The organism is Streptomyces purpurascens (genome assembly GCF_045040895.1).
In the GTDB taxonomy this organism is placed as follows: domain Bacteria; phylum Actinomycetota; class Actinomycetes; order Streptomycetales; family Streptomycetaceae; genus Streptomyces; species Streptomyces purpurascens.
Genome location: NZ_CP108341.1, coordinates 9,065,926 through 9,081,726 on the forward strand (window position 1 = coordinate 9,065,926; position 15,801 = coordinate 9,081,726).

The window sequence follows — 15,801 nt, forward strand, 5'->3', positions numbered from 1 at the left end:
GGATGAGCCGCCGGGGGCAGTATCGTCCTGGAGCTCAGAGTGCCTGGATTGCGCGCCACATCAGCAAGGGACACGACTGCCGATCGGCAGAGACGCACGATCACGGCCAGCGAGGAGATGTCGCCCAACTGCCGCGGGAAGTCCGAGGGGGAGTGGAATCCATGGCCAACTTCTTCAAATCCTTTGCGCCGCAGTTCACAGTCGAGGTCTACCAGAATGAGCATCTGCCGGCGGGCGGCCGGGAGGTCGATGCCATCGTCACGGTCACGGCGACCGGCGGCGGCATCGGCAGTCGCGTGACCGAACCGCACCTGGACGGCACCGCGTCGGGCCAAGGCGCGGCGGTGGTGGTCCTGGTCGACTGTTCCGGGTCCATGGATTTTCCGCCGACCAAAATGCGTCAAGTCATGGAGGCGACGGCCGCCGCGATCGACGCGTTGCGCGACGGCGTGCACTTCGCGGTCGTGGGCGGTACACACCAGGCCACGGAGGTCTATCCGGCTGGTGGCAACCTCGCCGTCGCCGACGCCCGCTCCCGGGCGGAGGCCAAACAGGCGCTGCGCAAGATCTCCACGGGCGGTGGCACCGCGATCGGTACCTGGTTACGGCTCGCCGACCGGCTGCTGCACTCCGCAGACGTGGGGATCCGGCACGCGATCCTGCTCACCGACGGACGGAACGAGCACGAGTCGCCCGAGGACCTGCAGGCCGCGCTGGATGCCTGCTCAGGCCGTTTCACCTGCGACGCGCGCGGGGTGGGTACGGACTGGGAGGTGAAGGAGGTCACGGGCATCGCCTCGGCGCTGCTGGGCAGCGCGGACATCGTCGCCGACCCGGCCGGTCTGGTGGACGACTTCACGCAGTTGATGGAGAAGGCGATGGGCAAGAAAGTCGCCGACGTCGCGCTGCGGCTGTGGACCCCCGTAGGCGTCGAGACCTCGTTCGTGAGGCAGGTCGCCCCCACCGTCGAGGAGTTGACCGACCGGCGTGCATCGGCGGGACCGCGCGCCGATGACTATCCGACGGGTTCCTGGGGCGATGAGTCCCGCGATTACCACATCTCCGTCCGTGTCCCAGAGGCGGGCATCGGCCAGGAGATGCTCGCTGCCCGCATCTCGCTGGTCGCACAGGAGGACGACGGCAGGGCTCACACGCTCGGCCATGGCCTGGTCCGTGCGGTGTGGACCGACGACATGGCGGCGGTCGCCTCGATCAATTCACGGGTCGCCCACTACACGGGACAGGTGGAACTGGCTGAGGCCATTCAGGAGGGACTCGACGCCCGCAGGGCGGGTGACGACGAGGGGGCAACGGCCAAACTGGGCCGCGCGGTTCGGCTCGCCGGCGCTCTGGGGAACGACGAGACCACGAGACTGCTCGCCAGGGTGGTGGACGTCGTCGATGCCTCCACCGGCCGTGTGCGTCTGAAGACAGAGGTCGCCGACGCTGACGAGATGACCCTGGCGACACGGTCGACCAAGACGGTCCGCGCGGTCGGGCGCCCGGGTGCGGTGGGGACCGAGGACACCATGAGCGTGCTTCGCCCTGGGGGCAACGGCCCGCACCAGCCGCAGCCCACCGGCGGTGACGCGCACGGCCGGGAGCCGAGGCTACTGGAAGCGGAGTTGGTTGAGCAGGCGCCTCCCGGGCGGGAGGTGCCCCTGCACGTGCGGGTCACCCGGGGAACTGATGTTCCTGGCATGGCACTTCGGAGCTTTCACATCCCGGCAGGGGGAGCGCGACTTCTGATCACCGTGCACGCGCCCGGCCTGCTGGCCCTCGGAGACCTGCAGCAAGAGCTGACCGTTCCTCCCGGCCAGGACTCGCACTGGCTGCAATTCGGCCTGCGGACCATGACACCCGGACTGCACACCGTTACCGTGCGGGCCTTCCACAAAGGCACCTTCCTCGGCGAACTGCGCTCCCAGGTCTCCGTACAGCCCGGCACACCGGCCAGGGACGGCCCACCGCGCACCGCACCGCTCACCACGCTCGCGTTCGATCCGGGCGAGGTGACCTTGCAGGTCCTCAAAGGCCCGGACGGTGCCCACAGTTTCCAGCTCCTCAGTGAAACCACCTACGCCCCCGAGTCCTTCCGCCTCGTGGCAGGCGATTCCCACGGTGCGAGGGAACGGATCTACGACGAGCTTCGCCGTACGGCGGCCGCGGCCGGGCAGGGTGGAGGCAGAGATCATCGTCAGGCCCGGCGGCGGCTGATCAACCTCGGCGTGCAGTTGTGGGCCACGGCGGTGCCCGATGCCGTGCGTCAGCAGTTCTGGGAGGAGATCGGGCACGTCACCGCTCTGACCGTGCTCGGTGAGCACGACGTCGTGCCCTGGGAGCTGCTGTATCCCCTGGACGGCCAGAAGGAGGGCGACGGATTCCTCGCTGAGTGGCTTCCCGTGGTGCGCCGGGTCTTCGGGCAGGACCGGGTACGCGAACTGTCCCTGTCTCGCGCTGCTTTCGTGGTGCCGCCTGGCTCGCCGCCCGAAGCAGAGCGTGAGGTGGTCGCACTTCGGGCGAGACTGGGTGACGCGGTGACCGACGGCGGGACGCTGACCCATGGCGCCGCCGTGAGCGACCTCATCGGCGAGGGACTCGACGGGCTGCTGCACTTCGCCTGCCACAACTCGTTCACGAGTGCCGGCTCTCACGTCACGATGGCGGATGGCCCGTTCGATCCGATCGATCTCGCCTACGCCACCCACTCCGGAGCCCTGCGTACCACCCACCCGCTGGTCTTCTTCAACGCCTGTCGCAGCGCCGGCCAGATCGACTGGTTTTCGACCGGCCTGGGGTGGGCGCCGCAGTTTCTGCAGGCGGGCGCAGGGGCGTTCGTCGGCACGTTGTGGCCGGTACGGTCCGACTCCGCGCTGCTCTTCGCCGATGCGTTCTACGAGTGTCTGGTCGCTGGGGGCGAGAGTCTGGGGCAGGCATCCCTGAACGCACGGCGAGCGATCCGCGACCAGAGCGGGGATCCCACCTGGCTGGCGTACGCCGTGTATGGCAGCCCCGCAGCGTGTGCCGCCATACGTTAGAGCCCACTGGCAGACCCCGGACAGGAGAGGCATGGACGAGCCGGTCTTCGTCATCCACGGCGTCGGCAACCGTGACCCGCAGGCATTCACCACAACCGTGGCGGCCCTGCAGGCTGCCGCGGGGACAACCCTGGTACCGGTCTACTGGGGAGACCTCGGCGCGGATGACCGCTTCATCGACCTTGCACTGCCTTTCCGCTCCGCCGGGCTGCGTGATACGCCCGAGACCGCTGACGCACCGTCCGAGCTGCTGCTGGCCACCCTGCTCGACGAAGCGGTGGAGCCCGCGTCAGGAGACCTGCCGATGCCCCTGCGGGACGCGATCCGTCAAGGCTTGGACCCATCGCGGAACAGCGGACTGCGTGACGGCCGCGACAGTCCGGACGCGGACCAGGTGCTTGCGGCGCTCGCCGACGAATGGCCGACGACCCAGTGGCTGTCACGGTCCGATGACCCGTCACTTCTCAACGAGACCGGAACGGCCATCGCCCGCGCGGTCACCTGCACGCAGGAGACGGACGATTCCTGGGCCGGGCTTCGTGGCGCACCGCCCGCTGACGGCACACTCCGCTCGCTGATCCGGCGTCGACTCGCGGACCTGGACCGCGTCGCAGGCGCGGCGATGAAGGCGGTCGCGGGCAGGATGAACCACAGCTTGCGCCACCACCTCGGGCCAGGCGCCACAAGGTTCCTGGGCGATGTACTCGTCTATCAACGCCATCGCGAGCAGATCCACGCCCGGGTATGGGAACAAGTAGCCGCCGTCGACCCCGAACTGGGACGCACCCCGGGCCGCCCCGTACGGCTGGTCGCACACAGTCTCGGCGGGGTGATCGCTGTCGACATGGCCACGGCGCGAGAACCGCTGTGGACTTCGTCGCTGCTCACCTTCGGCTCTCAATCCGCGTACTTCCACCTGTGTGACCCCCGTGGAGGCCAACTTTCCCCCTACGCCGGCCACGAACCGGTCAGCCTGCCGAACTCTCTGGCCCGCTGGACCAACCTCTGGCAACCACTCGACGTACTCGCCTTCGCCGCCTCCCGTGTCTTCCGTCTTGCCGACGGAACATCACCGGTCGACCTGGCGCTGCCTCACGCCGCCACCGCAGGGTTATGGACCCATTCCGTGTATTGGAGCCTGCCGGAACTCGCCTCCGCGATCAGCGAGGCGATGCAGCCACCGGCATCATGACCCCGGGAAGCGAGGCGGTCAGTCGAAAGCGTCGGTCATGCAGTCCACCCGGCAGTCGGCGGCCTCGTAGCGCTGGCGGAGGGCGGCAGCTGCCTCTTCACGCTCCACGGAGAGTCCGTAGTGTCCGCTCGCCACCCCGATCACGTCTTCGACCGTCACGATGACCGGTTCTCCGCTGGCAGCCCGGCGGCGCGCTTCGGCGATCGCCATGTCCGCAGAACACAGCAGATTCCGGGAACGGTCCCGGATGGCGGCCGCCTGAGCCCGTTTCACCGAAAAAGGGCGCAGGACACGCCCCCGCCAGACGAAGCCGACGGCGACAAGAACGAGACCGAGCGCTACGAACAGAAGTCCGCCGGGATGATGAGGCATCTGCCCAGTCTTCACCACGCGTGGTGATCGCCATGCGCCCCGACGCCTGGCGGTGGCAGGGAGCTCGGCACACTCTGGAGAGAACTCACCAGATGTCGCCCTCAGCCGCTTGAGTCTCCAGCGGCTGTAAGGTCCAGGATCTCACCCATGGACGACGAACGCCCCGATGTGCTCACCATCGGCCAGCTCGCGCACCGCACCGGACTTCCGGTGCGAACCTTGCGTTTCTGGTCGGACGAGGGGGCGGTGCCGCCTGTGGCCCGCTCCGCGAGCGGCTACCGGCTGTACGACGCCGGGTCCGTGGCCCGCGTCGAGCTGGTCTGCACTCTTCGGGAGCTGGGCCTCGGGCTCGACGAGGTGTGCCGGGTGCTGAGCGGTCGGACCACGGTCGCCGAGGTCGCCGACGCGCATGTGGCCGCGCTCGACGCGCAGATCCGCTCGCTCAAGGTGAGCCGGGCCGTCCTGTCCACCGTGGCGACACGTGGTTCGACCGCTGAGGAGACAGCACTGATGAACCGGTTGGCGCGGCTTTCCGCCGCCGAACGCAAGCAGATCATCGACGAGTTCAAGGAGGAGGTGTTCGGCGGTCTCGATGTCGAGCCGCGCGTGCGTGACCGCCTGCGCAGCTTCAGCATCGAATTGCCCGACGATCCCACCCCCGAGCAGGTAGACGCCTGGATCGAACTGGCCGAACTGGTGCGGGACCCTGGATTTCGCGCCCGGTTGCGCACGTGGATGGAGCTCAACACGCCCGTACCGGGGCAGGGTCATCCTCCCGGGGCGTCCATCTGGTGGGCCAGGCAGGTCGTGCAGACCGTCGCTGAGGTCAGAGAACGCGGGGTCGCTCCCGAGGGGCCGGCAGCGGCCGAGGTGCTGTCCGAGCTGTTCGGTGACGCCGATCGGACCGCCGTGCTGCGCAGCCTGGAGGCCGGCATCGAGGCAGGGGCGGAGCGCTACCGCAGACTCGTCGCCCGTGTGCGCGGCAGGACTCGTCGCCCGACGCGACCGAGGAACTGGAGTGGCTTGCGCGGGCCCTGCACGCCGCAGATCAGGCCGGACCGGCCGTACGGTGATCGCCCAGACGCGTGCGCTCGGCCGGCCGTTGTCTCGCGACACGAAGGTCCCACCCGGTCGCGGGGGCCGCCTGCACCAGGGGTGGTCGGCACGCCCGGCCGGGCGCCCTTGTTCTAGTTGCCGTCGAGCCCCCAGAAGCGGGCGGTGTGGTAGCTGGAGCAGATGGTGTCGCGATAGTAGGTGCCGGCGCTGCCGCACTGTTGGGCGTCGCTGCCCGGGTCGACAGCCAGCCCGTGCCCCATCCCGGAGACTGAGTAGACCTCGACGGCGGAGCGGCCAGAGGCGTCGTCGAACACGCTCAGCGTGGTACCCCCACCGAGATTCTCCGTACGGGAGGGCGTCTGGCCGATGCCCCACACATTGGTCCACTGGTCGCGCAACTCGGTGGCGTTGGCGGGCTTCACGGTGGTGTCGGCGGTGCCCTGCCAGATTGCCACGCGCGGCCAGGAGGTCGTGCCGGCCGGAGCGGCGGAACGCACCAGATCCCCCCACTGGGCGGGGCTCTTGTCCGGCGGGACATACATGCAGGTGTAGGCCGTGGCCACGTCGCTCGCGCAGCGGGTGGGCAGTCCGGAGTTGATGGCCCCGCCCGCGAATGCGTCGGGGTAGGCGGCCAGCATGTTCGCCGTCATGGCGCCGCCCGCCGACAGGCCGGTGATGTAGATGCGCCTGGTGTCGCCGCCGTACAGCGAGACGGCCTTGTCCACCATCTGCTTGATCGACAGTGCCTCGCCACGACCGCGTCCGCTGTCGCCCGGCTCGAACCAGTTGAAACAGGAGTTGGCGTTGTTGGCGCTGCTCGTCTGGGGGAGGACCAGCGCGAATTCGTAGGTGTCGGCGAACTTGGGCCAGCCGGAGTGCGCGTAGTAGTCGTTCGTGCTCTGCGTGCAGCCGTGCAGGGCGACGACCAGCGGGGCGCCGTCAGGCAGTGCGTCGGGCGCGTAGGTGTACATCGACAGGTTGCCGGGGTTGGTGCCGAACCCGGTGACCTGGGTCAGACCAGCGGCGGATGCCTGAGGGCTGAAGACGAGCAGGCTGCCGGTCAAGGCCAGAGCCCCGGCGGCGGTGGCCGGACGGCGAATACCCCGGACGAGCGTCCGGGAGAAGCGGAACGCAGGATGCGACTGTCCCATGGTGACTGCCTCCTGATGTTGTGGGGGCCTCGCCGGTACCGACAGGACGGTGACCAGCGTGGCGTGCATCATCGGCGCTCGCGTGCCGGCATCGGCATGGGTGGGACAGCCACAGGTGGCGCGAACCTGTGTGCCGGCGGGACATGTCCCGGCTCGTGAAGCGTCGTGTAGCGCAGGAGTCCACAGGCCCGGGCCGTACGGCCTATTGCGCCCTGTGCCGGGTGGTGCCGACAGCTACGCCGTGGCTCTGGATGGTGGTGGGCAGCCCCATATGTCGCAGCGAAGCCGCGCTCTAGCCTCCCGCGCATCCCCATACCCGACCACGGAGGTTCACTCATGCGTCTCTCTCTCCGCCCCCTGCCACGCTCCTGGCGACGCGGTGGACCAGCGGCCCTTGCCCTGGCCGCACTCACACTCACACCCCTGCCCGCCAGGGCAGCACCGGTGAACGCGGGCGGCGGCCACTGCGCGCACCTCACCCAGGTGCGCGTACCAGGGGCCGAGCACCAGCGGGCTGCCTGCCTGGACGAGTTGACCACGGCGGGCACGATCAGCTCGGGCCACACCGACCCGGCCGACTGGGCGGGCCTGACACCCAGGGACCTGGCTGTGCCCAGCGGGGTCCCCGGTATCCAGATCGACGGTTACTTCCCGGACACGTCAACCACCAACACCAACAACGGATGGAACCACGACGCCCAGTTCGTCATGCGCCTGCCCGACCGTTGGAACGGCGGTCTGGTGGTCGCCGGCACCCCCGGCAACCGGGAGCAGTACGCCAACGACCGGGCCATCGCCGACTGGGTGCTCTCCCGCGGCTACGCCTACGCCGCCACCGACAAGGGCAACACCGGACTGTCCTTCTACCGGGACGGCAAGAAGCCGAGCGACGCGATCGCCGAATGGAACGACCGGCTCACCCAGCTCACCCGAGCCGCCCGCGCCACGCTCGCCCGGCACTACCACCGCCCGCCGTCACGCACCCTGGTGACCGGCATGTCCAACGGCGGATACCTCGTGCGCTGGCAGTTGGAGAACCATCCCGGCTTCTACGACGGGGGAGTCGACTGGGAGGGCACCCTGTGGCGCTCCGACGGCCCCACCCTGCTGAACTTCCTGCCCGCAGCGCTCCGCGACTACCCCGCGTACGCCGGCGGCGGCGAGGAAGCAGACGCGGCGCGCAGAGCCCTGCACGCCGCCGGCTTCCCGGCCGGTTCCGAGTTCCTCTGGCCGTACCACCACAAGGTCTACTGGGACCTGACCCAGCGCGTCTACCGCGAGGAACTTGACCCCGGTTTCGACGGCCCCACCGAGGCGGGCACGCCCTTCTGCGCGCCGGGCACGCCGGCCTGTGACGCCGACTACGACTATGCCGCCCGTCCCGACAAGGTCCGCAGAGCCATGGAGAAGATCGCTCTGACCGGCCGGATCGGCAAACCGCTGATCACCCTGCACGGCACCCTGGACGTCCTGCTGCCGATCTCCCAGGACTCCGACGTCTACGCCCGCATGGTGGGCCAGGCCGGCCGCGGCGAACTGCATCGCTACTACCGCATCCAGGGCGGCACCCACACGGACGCCCTCGTCGACACCTACCCGGAACGCCTGCGCCCCCTCACGCCGTGCCACCGCACGGCCTTCACAGCCCTGGAGAACTGGCTCACGCCAGGACACCGCCCACCCGCCTCCCACACCGTCGCGCTGCCCGCCGAACGAGACCCCGCGACACTCCTGAACACCTGCTCCCTGAACGCACACACGACCGCGGCAGACCTCCGTCGTCCCTGACATCTGCCAGGGACGACGGGAACAGCCACGACCCTGGAGTTCGCCACAGGCGGCCTGGCCGACCGGGCAACAGGCGGCCCCGGCACATCCGTTATCGCGGCTTCGGCGGACCCCATAGTGGGCACCAAGCTCCGTTGGAACATGGCGTCCGACCAAGCCGAGCTTGCTGCTCTGCGTGAGCTGGCCGATGCCTGCCCGGACCAGAGCGCGAAGTACGAGCTGGCTCCTTCACTCGCCCGCTGCTCCACGCGCAAGCTTCTGTCCACACACCCGTGATCAGCACCGGGGTTCACGGGTTTCGCTCGTCCATGGGGCTCTTTACCTGGGAATGGGTCGCTGCCCAGCTGGCCAGGAGCTTGAGCCGGTCCTCGTCAGAGGTGCCCGGCTCAGCGGTGTAGATGGTCAGCGAATGGACCTCGCGTGGGGAAATGGGCAGGTCCATCGGCTGGTAGACGAGTTCGAGAGGCCCGGCGTCAGGGTGCTGGAACTGTTTGACGCCACCGTGGTGGATACGCACGTCGTGAGAGGCCCAGCGGGTGCGGAACTCGGCGCTCAGCGTGCACAGTTCGCCGATCAACTCACGCAGCACCTTGTCGTGCGGGTAGCGCCCGGCCTCGGCGCGCAGCATCGCGACCGTGGTACCGAGGGCACCGTCCCAGTCGGCAACGAAGTCGGGTGCCCCGCGGTCGAGGAACCAGTACCGGGCGAAGTTCGGACGTCCGCGTTCGTCCGTGGTCACGCTGTCGAACAGTGGTGCGAACAGGGCGCGGGCGAGTGCGTTGGTGGCGACGATGTCCAGGCGGCCGTTGGTGACGAACGCCGCGGACAGTGTCATGGAGTCGAGCAGCCACTGGACGCGGGGCGGCAGGTCGACGGCCTTGCGGCGACGCGGAGTGCGGCTGGTCGGCCGAGCAGCCTTGGCCAGGTCGAACAGGTAGGTCCGTTCGTCCTCGTCCAGCTGCAGCGCGCGGGCGACCGCGTCGAGGACGTCTTCGGACACGCCGCTGATGTGGCCCTTCTCCAGCCGTGTGTACCACTCGGTGCTCACGCCGGCGAGGACGGCGACCTCCTCGCGCCGCAGCCCCGGAACCCGCCGCCGACCGCTGGTGGGCAGCCCGACCTGCTCCGGGGTGATCTTGGCGCGCCGGGTGGCGAGGAAGTCACGGATGTCGGCGCGGTGGTCGGGGAGGCGTTCCATGGCTCAACGCTACGACCCTCACCCCAGGGAAGAGGGGTCGAGCTTGTACCCCCCATAAACACAGCCTGCCGCGTCCCTGGCAGACGCGGTTTCCTCGAATGCGCCCCCGATCTCGATCCGCTGCGGAGATGAAGCATGACGACGCGAGGAGAAACCCTCGACGCCCCCGCCGACGTGCGGGCAAGCAGCCGTGGGCAGCCGCCCGCACGGCTTCCGCTCGTCGTATACGTCCTGGCGCTGGGCACGTTCTTGATGGGCACGACCGAGTTCGTCGTGGCTGGCCTGCTGCCGGAGATCTCGGGCGATGTGCAGGTGAGCGTGGCCCAGGCCGGCCTGCTGATCACTGTCTTCGCGGTCGGGATGATCGTCGGCGCGCCGCTGATGGCCATGCTGACGCTGCGGCTGCCCCGGAGACTGACGCTCATCCTGGCGCTGGGCATTTTCGCGGCCGGGCACGTCGTCGTCGCCGTCGCCTCCAGCTTCGCCCTGCTCCTCGCCGCCAGGTTCCTCACCGCGTTGGCGACCGGTGCGTTCTGGGCGGTGGCCAACGTGGTGGCCGCCCGCGCTGCCGGTCCCGCCGCGAGCTCGCGCGCCCTGGGCGTCGTGGGCGCCGGCGCCATGCTCGCCAACGTCGTCGGCGTGCCGCTCGGCGCTTTCGCCGGGCAGCTCATGGGCTGGCGGGGCCCGTTCTGGGCGCTTGCGGCCCTTGGGGCAGCCGCCATGGTGCTGATCGCCCGCCATGTCCCGCACGACGGATCCGGCCGCACGGCGGTGTCGATCCGCTCCGAGCTGTCCGCTCTGCGCTCAGGGCGCCTGTGGCTGACCCTTGCCGCCTGCGCGACCACCACCGGCGGCGTGCTGTCCACGTACTCCTACATTTCGCCACTGCTGACCGACCGAGCCGGGCTGTCCTCCGGCCTCGTGCCGCTGGTCCTGGTCGGTTTCGGCGTCGGTGCCCTGGCGGGCTTCCTCGTGGGAGGCCGCCTGGGAGACCACCGCCCGCACGCGACGACCATCGCTGCCGCTGCGACGACCACCGTCGTGCTGTCGGCGATCTGCCTGCTGTCCGGCTACGCCGTCCCCACGATTGTGCTGGTCGCCCTGCTGGGGCTGTTCGGGCTCGGCGCGAATCCTGTGCTGATCTCCCTGGGCGTCCGCTTCGCTGGCCAGGCCCCCACCCTGGGCTCCGCCCTCACCGTCTCGGCGTTCAATCTCGGCACAGCCATCGGTTCATGGGCCGCCGGCCTTGCTCTCGAGTCGCCCCTGGGAGCTACCGGTCCCGCCGCCGTCGGCACCGCCATCGCCGCTCTCACGCTGATCCCCACGATCGCCATCGCGCTCACCCAGCGCCGCCGCCGGCGGCGGTGACGCCGAGCCCGGGACTGGACAGCTAGGCCCTTCGAGAGGGCTCGACGGCGTGAGCCCGCCAAACCAGAGAAAGCCGCGGCACGGCCGCGCCTTCTTGAACACCCACCGGCGTGTCGGACGCCGGCACGACAGAGCAAGGAGACCCACCATGCGTGGAGTAGTGATGTACACCGCCGGCGACGTCCGGGTGGAAGAGCGCGAGGACCCGAGGATCGTTGAACCCACCGACGCGATCGTGAAGCTGACCGCGACCTGCATTTGCGGCTCGGACCTGTGGCCGTATCGCGGCCTCGAGCCCGCCGATCACCAGGTCATGGGCCACGAGTACGTGGGCGTGGTGGAGGAAGTCGGCTCGGAGGTCAAAAGCGTCAAGCCCGGAGACTTCGTCGTCGGGTCGTTCGTCATCTCCGACAACACCTGCGAGATCTGCCAGGCCGGCTTCCAGTCCAAGTGCGTGCACGCCGAATTCGTCGCGCAGACGATCGGCACCCAGGCCGAGAAGGCCCGCATCCCGCACGCCGACGGCACCCTGGTCGCCACACCGGGACAGCCCGACCCGGAGCTGATCCCCTCCCTGCTGGCCGCCTCCGACGTGCTCGGCACCGGCTGGTACGCCGCCGCTGCCGCCGAGGCCGGACCCGGCAAGACCGTCGCGGTCGTCGGCGACGGCGCAGTCGGCCTGATGGCGATCCTGGCCGCCAAGCAGCTGGGTGCGGAGCGCGTCATCGCCATGTCCCGTCACCCCGAGCGGCAGAAGCTCGCCCGCTACTACGGTGCCACCGACATCGTCGAGGAACGTGGCGACGAAGGCGTCGCGAAGATCAAGGAGCTGACGAACGGGCTCGGCGCGCATTCGGTGGTCGAGGCGGTCGGCACCCAGGAGTCCTTCATGCAGGCCATCGGCGCCACCCGCGGCGGCGGCCACCTGGGCTACGTGGGCGTCAACTACGACGTCACCATCCCCGGCATCGAGCTGTTCTTCGCCGGCATCCACACCCTCGGCGGCCCCGCCCCTGTACGCCGGTTCCTGCCCGAGCTGATTCAGCTCATCTGGGACCGCAAGATCGACCCGGGCAAGGTCTTCGACCTCACCCTGCCGCTGGAGCAAGCCCCCGAGGGCTACAAGGCGATGGACGAGCGCCGCGCCACCAAGGTGATACTCACCTTCTGATCCGCTACGCCCCTTTGGCCCGCTCCGCATCCCCGCACCAGCCGGGGCGGGCCCGGGGGCTCGCCACCCCCAACCGCCTCTGTCTGTCGCGGATGGATGGTCCCAGCACGCGGCAGACAGGGCCTCAGAGCCCGGTGCGCAGCCCCGCGCCGCCGGCCTCGGCGTCCCGGCCGATCTCGGCTTCCTCGGCCTGGACGAAGACCCGGATGACCCCGTGGTCGTCACCGGCTTCAAGAGGGCGCAGCTTCACTGAAGCTCGCAGCCACGGAGCGTCGCGGAGTCCACGTAGGTTTCCGAAGCTCGATCGCCGGTTAACGGAAAGTCATACTCGGCGCGGTTCGGCTCCGTCCTGCCAGCGGTAGAGGTCGCGCAGCAAGGAAATCTCGGCGCCGTGATGGATCAGCTCTCTGTTGACGTGCAGGACGATGCCCTCCATGGGAAACCGCTCGGGACCCACCGCGGGCGGATTCTCCAGGGCAGCGTCCGAGAGCTCGCGGACCCCCGCGTTCCATCTCCCATACATCTCATCGAGCTGTTCTAGCGCCTCGTCAGCGGTCCCCGCGTAGGCGAAGGTCTGAGAGTCGACTTCCTGGCCGCCGAAGTGCCATCCGACCCGATAGCCCAGGCAGGAGACGATGATGTGCGCCAGCCGCCAGGCAATCGTGGTCACCGGCGCCGGCTCGGGGCCAGGCCACGCGAAGTCCATCGTCCATTCCCCCGAACCATCCGACCTCGGTGCGGCCGACGTACCACGGGGGCGGATGCTCCAGCAGCCACGCACCGGCTCCCAGAAGTACTCCTCATCGGCAAGACCGTGCAGCCGCGGCCGCAGGTTCTTTTGCCAGTGCCAGTCCAGCTGGTCCGCAATCCGCTCACTTCTTGTCATGTCCGCACAATACATACAGCGGAGACCTGGCTGCGCCGCTCGCGGACGCCGTCGCCGACCGTGGGGCGCGAGAGCGTGCCGCACCGGGAGATGACGCTGGGGGCTGATGTGCCCTTCGGGCCGCGCCGCCGCGAGCGACTGTTTGACACTAACAACCCGGCTGGCCGGGTTGGGTTCAATGAAGAAGATCGGCGACCCCATCCGCTTCGTGCTGCCCCCCTGAACACCCCGCTGCGGGCACACACCGAGACCAACCGGGCGCCCCTTCGCTCCAAGAGGGGCGACCCGGGCGAGCGGGATGCCTGGCCGCGGCAGTCTCTCCGCCCGGTGCCGAGGAGGCAGCCGCCGCGCGGCGGGCCAGGGGCGGCAGCCGGTTCATCGTGGCATCGACGCCGTCGAGGAAGTAGGGCATGGGCCGCAGAGGGCGGTGGAAACCGACGAAGAAGTCGTCCCAATGCACGAGGATGACGCGACGGGCCCCGGCACCGGTGCGCGTCCACCCCCACGGTGGTGCGGCTGTCGGTGCGCCCCGGGTGCGGAGTGCACCGCGTGCGCCAGCACCTGCGTCGCCTACGCCCGATGCGACTGGGCCGAGTACCTCGCCGCCCGGGCCGAGGAGCAACAGGAGGACAACCGATGACCGCCCCGACCAGCGACGGGCGCACAGCACAAGAAGTACGCGAGTACCTACTCGCGAGCTTGAACGCTGCTTTGCGCCGCCCCGGAATGTATGGCGGCGAGACGGCGCTCAGGATCTACCTCGACGCAGTGGCGTTCGCCGACGCTGCTGAGCAGGTGTGGCAGGAGGAACTGAAGGATCTCCAAACGAAAGTGGTCCTCTCTACTGGAGTGCGCGGAGCCTTCCAAGAGCTCTGGGGCGATACGCACGAGGGCTCTGTGGCGTCGGTGTATGCCGAGATTGCACACCGCCAGGGATGGCTGATTCTCGACCGGACCCTCACCTCAAGCGAATACGACGAGATCCGTCACGCCAGCGAGACCTGGTGCCGAGAGGATCGGTCCCTCAGCGACGTCGTCACGGCGTTCGGTCCGCCCTCGGTGCTCTTCGGAGGGACCAACCCCAACTACCCCAAGACACTTGCCTATACGACCGATCGGCGAGACGACATCCTTCTCTGCTTTCACCTCTGGAACAGTTCCACGCCGAGCCCAAGCCCATCGTCGTCATGCGTCCATGCCGAGCCAATCCTCTGGGCGTTCCGCGCCGGCGGCACCCTGTTCATGGACGGCTTCACCTTCACGCCTGAGGGAACGGCCCGCCACTTGCTGAGCCGCGGCCGCACTCATCCTGAGGGCAGTTGAGGGAATAGTGCACGGTCGGAACAACCCCCTCCCGCCAGTAGCCGAACACCTCCGGCGCGGCTGCCTGAGCGTCCAAGGCGATCCCGATGGCCGCGTCCACCGCCACCAACTGCACAGCCTCGCCTTCAAGGGCGAGGACGCCCACGGTGCTCAGGCCACCTGGATCGTCACCGCCCCGGCCGTCCGGGCCATCACCGTCCTCGAACGTCACTCCGGACGATTGCCCCTGGCCGTTCCCGGGCGGCCATCCAGGGCGCCCCCTCACCGACAGCCAGATCGGCAAGCGCCTCCACAGCATCGGAATTCGCCCCAAACAGGATCGGTCCACCGCGCTGTTCCCCCTCGCGACCGAGCTTCCCGCCGCGATCCTCGCCCGGATGCTCGGCGTCCACACCAAAGTCGCCGTTCAGTGGCAGAAGGCATCGGTGGGCGACCGGGTCGCCTACGCCGCCGACGTCAGCCAACGTGTCTCGGAGAACCAATGAGACTGCCCATCACCATTCACCACACACGCCTCGGGCCAACGGAGTTCAAGGTCATCCGCCCTGCCCAACCACTGCCTCGCGCAGTGCTCATCGATCACGACCGGCACCTGGACGCCTACCTTGACGAGGACGCCGCACGCCGGATCGGCGCCCTATGGGTACTCGCCGCCACGTCACCGCGCGCCCTGATCCACCTGGCGATTCGCGGCAACCAACCCCCCTCCCGCGACCTGCCGGAGGACGCGACACGACAGCTTGATCTCGTACTGCTACATCACTCGCTGCAGTTCGCGCCGACACGCTGGAAAGAACTCCGCAGCCGCCTCGGCCCGGGCCGTCCGCAGACCGTGACGCTGCCCGACTCAGGGCTCAAAAGCGATGTCACCGACCACGAGACACGGCACTACCAGGAGAACCGGGACCTGTTCCACCAGCACCTCCATGCCGAGACCCTGTTCATGACCGGCAGCACCAAGGTGTTCAGGCAGACCGCCCGGCACTTCCTCGACGTTGCTCGCAACGGGCCCGACTACGTCCCCGTCCACCCGAACTACCCGTACTTCTGCACAGAGCTCCACTCCAACGACGGCGTCCTCGGCGACGCACGCGAGATTCACATCGAGTACTGCGACGAATGGAACTCGTGATCCAGCAGGGAGAGGCATTCGGAGGGAAGAGCCGGACACTTGACGCGCGGTCTGCGCCCTTGCCGAAGTCGACCGAGGCGCCCCTGAGCGCCGAACGCGGCCGCGTTCTCCCATCCGCACGAGTTC

Annotated in this window: 13 protein-coding genes and 3 pseudogenes; 11 read left to right on the forward strand and 5 right to left on the reverse strand. The window is 69.0% G+C overall.

Going from position 1 to position 15,801, the window contains the following annotated elements; all coding sequences use genetic code 11:
• Positions 1 to 161: 161 nt before the first annotated feature.
• From OHU35_RS40970 to OHU35_RS40980, 3 genes and pseudogenes are all read left to right on the forward strand, one after another.
• Positions 162 to 1,490, forward strand: a pseudogene (locus OHU35_RS40970) (VWA domain-containing protein); the annotation flags it as partial.
• Between the two features lie 999 nt (positions 1,491 to 2,489).
• Positions 2,490 to 3,038 (forward strand): annotated as a pseudogene (locus OHU35_RS40975) (CHAT domain-containing protein); the annotation flags it as partial.
• Between the two features lie 31 nt (positions 3,039 to 3,069).
• Entirely contained in the window at positions 3,070 to 4,230 is a 1,161-nt protein-coding gene (locus OHU35_RS40980) for a hypothetical protein (RefSeq protein WP_189730111.1), read from the forward strand.
• Between the two features lie 18 nt (positions 4,231 to 4,248).
• On the opposite strand, the gene OHU35_RS40985 is transcribed toward OHU35_RS40980, so the two are convergent.
• On the reverse strand, positions 4,249 to 4,602 hold the full coding sequence (locus tag OHU35_RS40985) for a hypothetical protein (protein WP_189730109.1): 354 nt from the start codon (positions 4,600 to 4,602) through the stop codon (positions 4,249 to 4,251).
• 147 nt (positions 4,603 to 4,749) lie between these two features.
• Here OHU35_RS40985 and OHU35_RS40990 point away from each other — a divergent pair, with 147 nt between their 5' ends.
• Positions 4,750 to 5,793 carry a MerR family transcriptional regulator gene (locus OHU35_RS40990; protein ID WP_405509054.1) on the forward strand — a complete coding sequence of 348 codons (1,044 nt, stop codon included), beginning with the start codon at positions 4,750 to 4,752 and terminating at the stop codon, positions 5,791 to 5,793.
• 2 nt (positions 5,794 to 5,795) lie between these two features.
• Here the strand turns inward: OHU35_RS40990 and OHU35_RS40995 are convergent.
• Positions 5,796 to 6,809: pseudogene (locus OHU35_RS40995) on the reverse strand (alpha/beta hydrolase family esterase); the annotation flags it as partial.
• 336 nt (positions 6,810 to 7,145) lie between these two features.
• On the opposite strand from OHU35_RS40995, the gene OHU35_RS41000 reads away from it, so the two are divergent.
• Together OHU35_RS41000 and OHU35_RS41005 are read left to right on the forward strand one after the other, a co-directional pair.
• Positions 7,146 to 8,597, forward strand: coding sequence for a tannase/feruloyl esterase family alpha/beta hydrolase (locus OHU35_RS41000; protein ID WP_405509055.1), 1,452 nt, complete (start codon positions 7,146 to 7,148; stop codon positions 8,595 to 8,597).
• A 141-nt stretch (positions 8,598 to 8,738) separates the two neighbouring features.
• On the forward strand, positions 8,739 to 8,873 hold the full coding sequence (locus OHU35_RS41005) for a hypothetical protein (protein WP_405509057.1): 135 nt from the start codon (positions 8,739 to 8,741) through the stop codon (positions 8,871 to 8,873).
• Positions 8,874 to 8,886: 13 nt separating this feature from the next.
• On the opposite strand, the gene OHU35_RS41010 is transcribed toward OHU35_RS41005, so the two are convergent.
• Positions 8,887 to 9,795, reverse strand: a complete 909-nt coding sequence (locus tag OHU35_RS41010; RefSeq protein WP_189730100.1) for a helix-turn-helix transcriptional regulator — start codon at positions 9,793 to 9,795, stop codon at positions 8,887 to 8,889.
• A gap of 135 nt (positions 9,796 to 9,930) precedes the next feature.
• On the opposite strand from OHU35_RS41010, the gene OHU35_RS41015 reads away from it, so the two are divergent.
• Both OHU35_RS41015 and OHU35_RS41020 read left to right on the forward strand, forming a co-directional pair.
• Positions 9,931 to 11,163, forward strand: a complete 1,233-nt coding sequence (locus tag OHU35_RS41015; RefSeq protein ID WP_359895829.1) for an MFS transporter — start codon at positions 9,931 to 9,933, stop codon at positions 11,161 to 11,163.
• A gap of 148 nt (positions 11,164 to 11,311) precedes the next feature.
• Positions 11,312 to 12,334: a zinc-dependent alcohol dehydrogenase family protein gene (locus OHU35_RS41020; protein WP_229873468.1), complete on the forward strand. Its 1,023-nt coding sequence runs from the start codon at positions 11,312 to 11,314 to the stop codon at positions 12,332 to 12,334.
• Positions 12,335 to 12,458: 124 nt separating this feature from the next.
• Here OHU35_RS41020 and OHU35_RS41025 read toward each other — a convergent pair whose 3' ends face one another.
• Both OHU35_RS41025 and OHU35_RS41030 read right to left on the reverse strand, forming a co-directional pair.
• Entirely contained in the window at positions 12,459 to 12,584 is a 126-nt protein-coding gene (locus OHU35_RS41025) for a hypothetical protein (protein WP_405509060.1), read from the reverse strand.
• Between the two features lie 72 nt (positions 12,585 to 12,656).
• Entirely contained in the window at positions 12,657 to 13,220 is a 564-nt protein-coding gene (locus OHU35_RS41030; RefSeq protein WP_359895826.1) for a DinB family protein, read from the reverse strand.
• Positions 13,221 to 13,856: 636 nt separating this feature from the next.
• Between OHU35_RS41030 and OHU35_RS41035 the strand changes: the two genes are divergently transcribed.
• The 3 genes from OHU35_RS41035 (at position 13,857) to OHU35_RS41045 (ending at position 15,675) form a co-directional block, all read left to right on the forward strand.
• Positions 13,857 to 14,543 carry a hypothetical protein gene (locus OHU35_RS41035; protein ID WP_405509062.1) on the forward strand — a complete coding sequence of 229 codons (687 nt, stop codon included), beginning with the start codon at positions 13,857 to 13,859 and terminating at the stop codon, positions 14,541 to 14,543.
• Positions 14,544 to 14,629: 86 nt separating this feature from the next.
• The gene (locus OHU35_RS41040) at positions 14,630 to 15,028 is read left to right on the forward strand and encodes a hypothetical protein (RefSeq protein ID WP_405509064.1); all 399 of its coding nucleotides are present in this window, start codon (positions 14,630 to 14,632) and stop codon (positions 15,026 to 15,028) included.
• A gap of 83 nt (positions 15,029 to 15,111) precedes the next feature.
• Positions 15,112 to 15,675 carry a hypothetical protein gene (locus OHU35_RS41045; protein ID WP_405509066.1) on the forward strand — a complete coding sequence of 188 codons (564 nt, stop codon included), beginning with the start codon at positions 15,112 to 15,114 and terminating at the stop codon, positions 15,673 to 15,675.
• Positions 15,676 to 15,801: the final 126 nt, after the last annotated feature.

Coding starts and splice junctions, on each gene's coding strand:
- OHU35_RS40980 (WP_189730111.1), top strand. CDS start 3,070: ATGGACGAGCCGGTCTTCGTCATCCACGGCGTCGGCAACCGTGACCCG.
- OHU35_RS40985 (WP_189730109.1), bottom strand. CDS start 4,602: ATGCCTCATCATCCCGGCGGACTTCTGTTCGTAGCGCTCGGTCTCGTT.
- OHU35_RS40990 (WP_405509054.1), top strand. CDS start 4,750: ATGGACGACGAACGCCCCGATGTGCTCACCATCGGCCAGCTCGCGCAC.
- OHU35_RS41000 (WP_405509055.1), top strand. CDS start 7,146: ATGCGTCTCTCTCTCCGCCCCCTGCCACGCTCCTGGCGACGCGGTGGA.
- OHU35_RS41005 (WP_405509057.1), top strand. CDS start 8,739: ATGGCGTCCGACCAAGCCGAGCTTGCTGCTCTGCGTGAGCTGGCCGAT.
- OHU35_RS41010 (WP_189730100.1), bottom strand. CDS start 9,795: ATGGAACGCCTCCCCGACCACCGCGCCGACATCCGTGACTTCCTCGCC.
- OHU35_RS41015 (WP_359895829.1), top strand. CDS start 9,931: ATGACGACGCGAGGAGAAACCCTCGACGCCCCCGCCGACGTGCGGGCA.
- OHU35_RS41020 (WP_229873468.1), top strand. CDS start 11,312: ATGCGTGGAGTAGTGATGTACACCGCCGGCGACGTCCGGGTGGAAGAG.
- OHU35_RS41030 (WP_359895826.1), bottom strand. CDS start 13,220: ATGACAAGAAGTGAGCGGATTGCGGACCAGCTGGACTGGCACTGGCAA.
- OHU35_RS41035 (WP_405509062.1), top strand. CDS start 13,857: ATGACCGCCCCGACCAGCGACGGGCGCACAGCACAAGAAGTACGCGAG.
- OHU35_RS41040 (WP_405509064.1), top strand. CDS start 14,630: ATGGCCGCGTCCACCGCCACCAACTGCACAGCCTCGCCTTCAAGGGCG.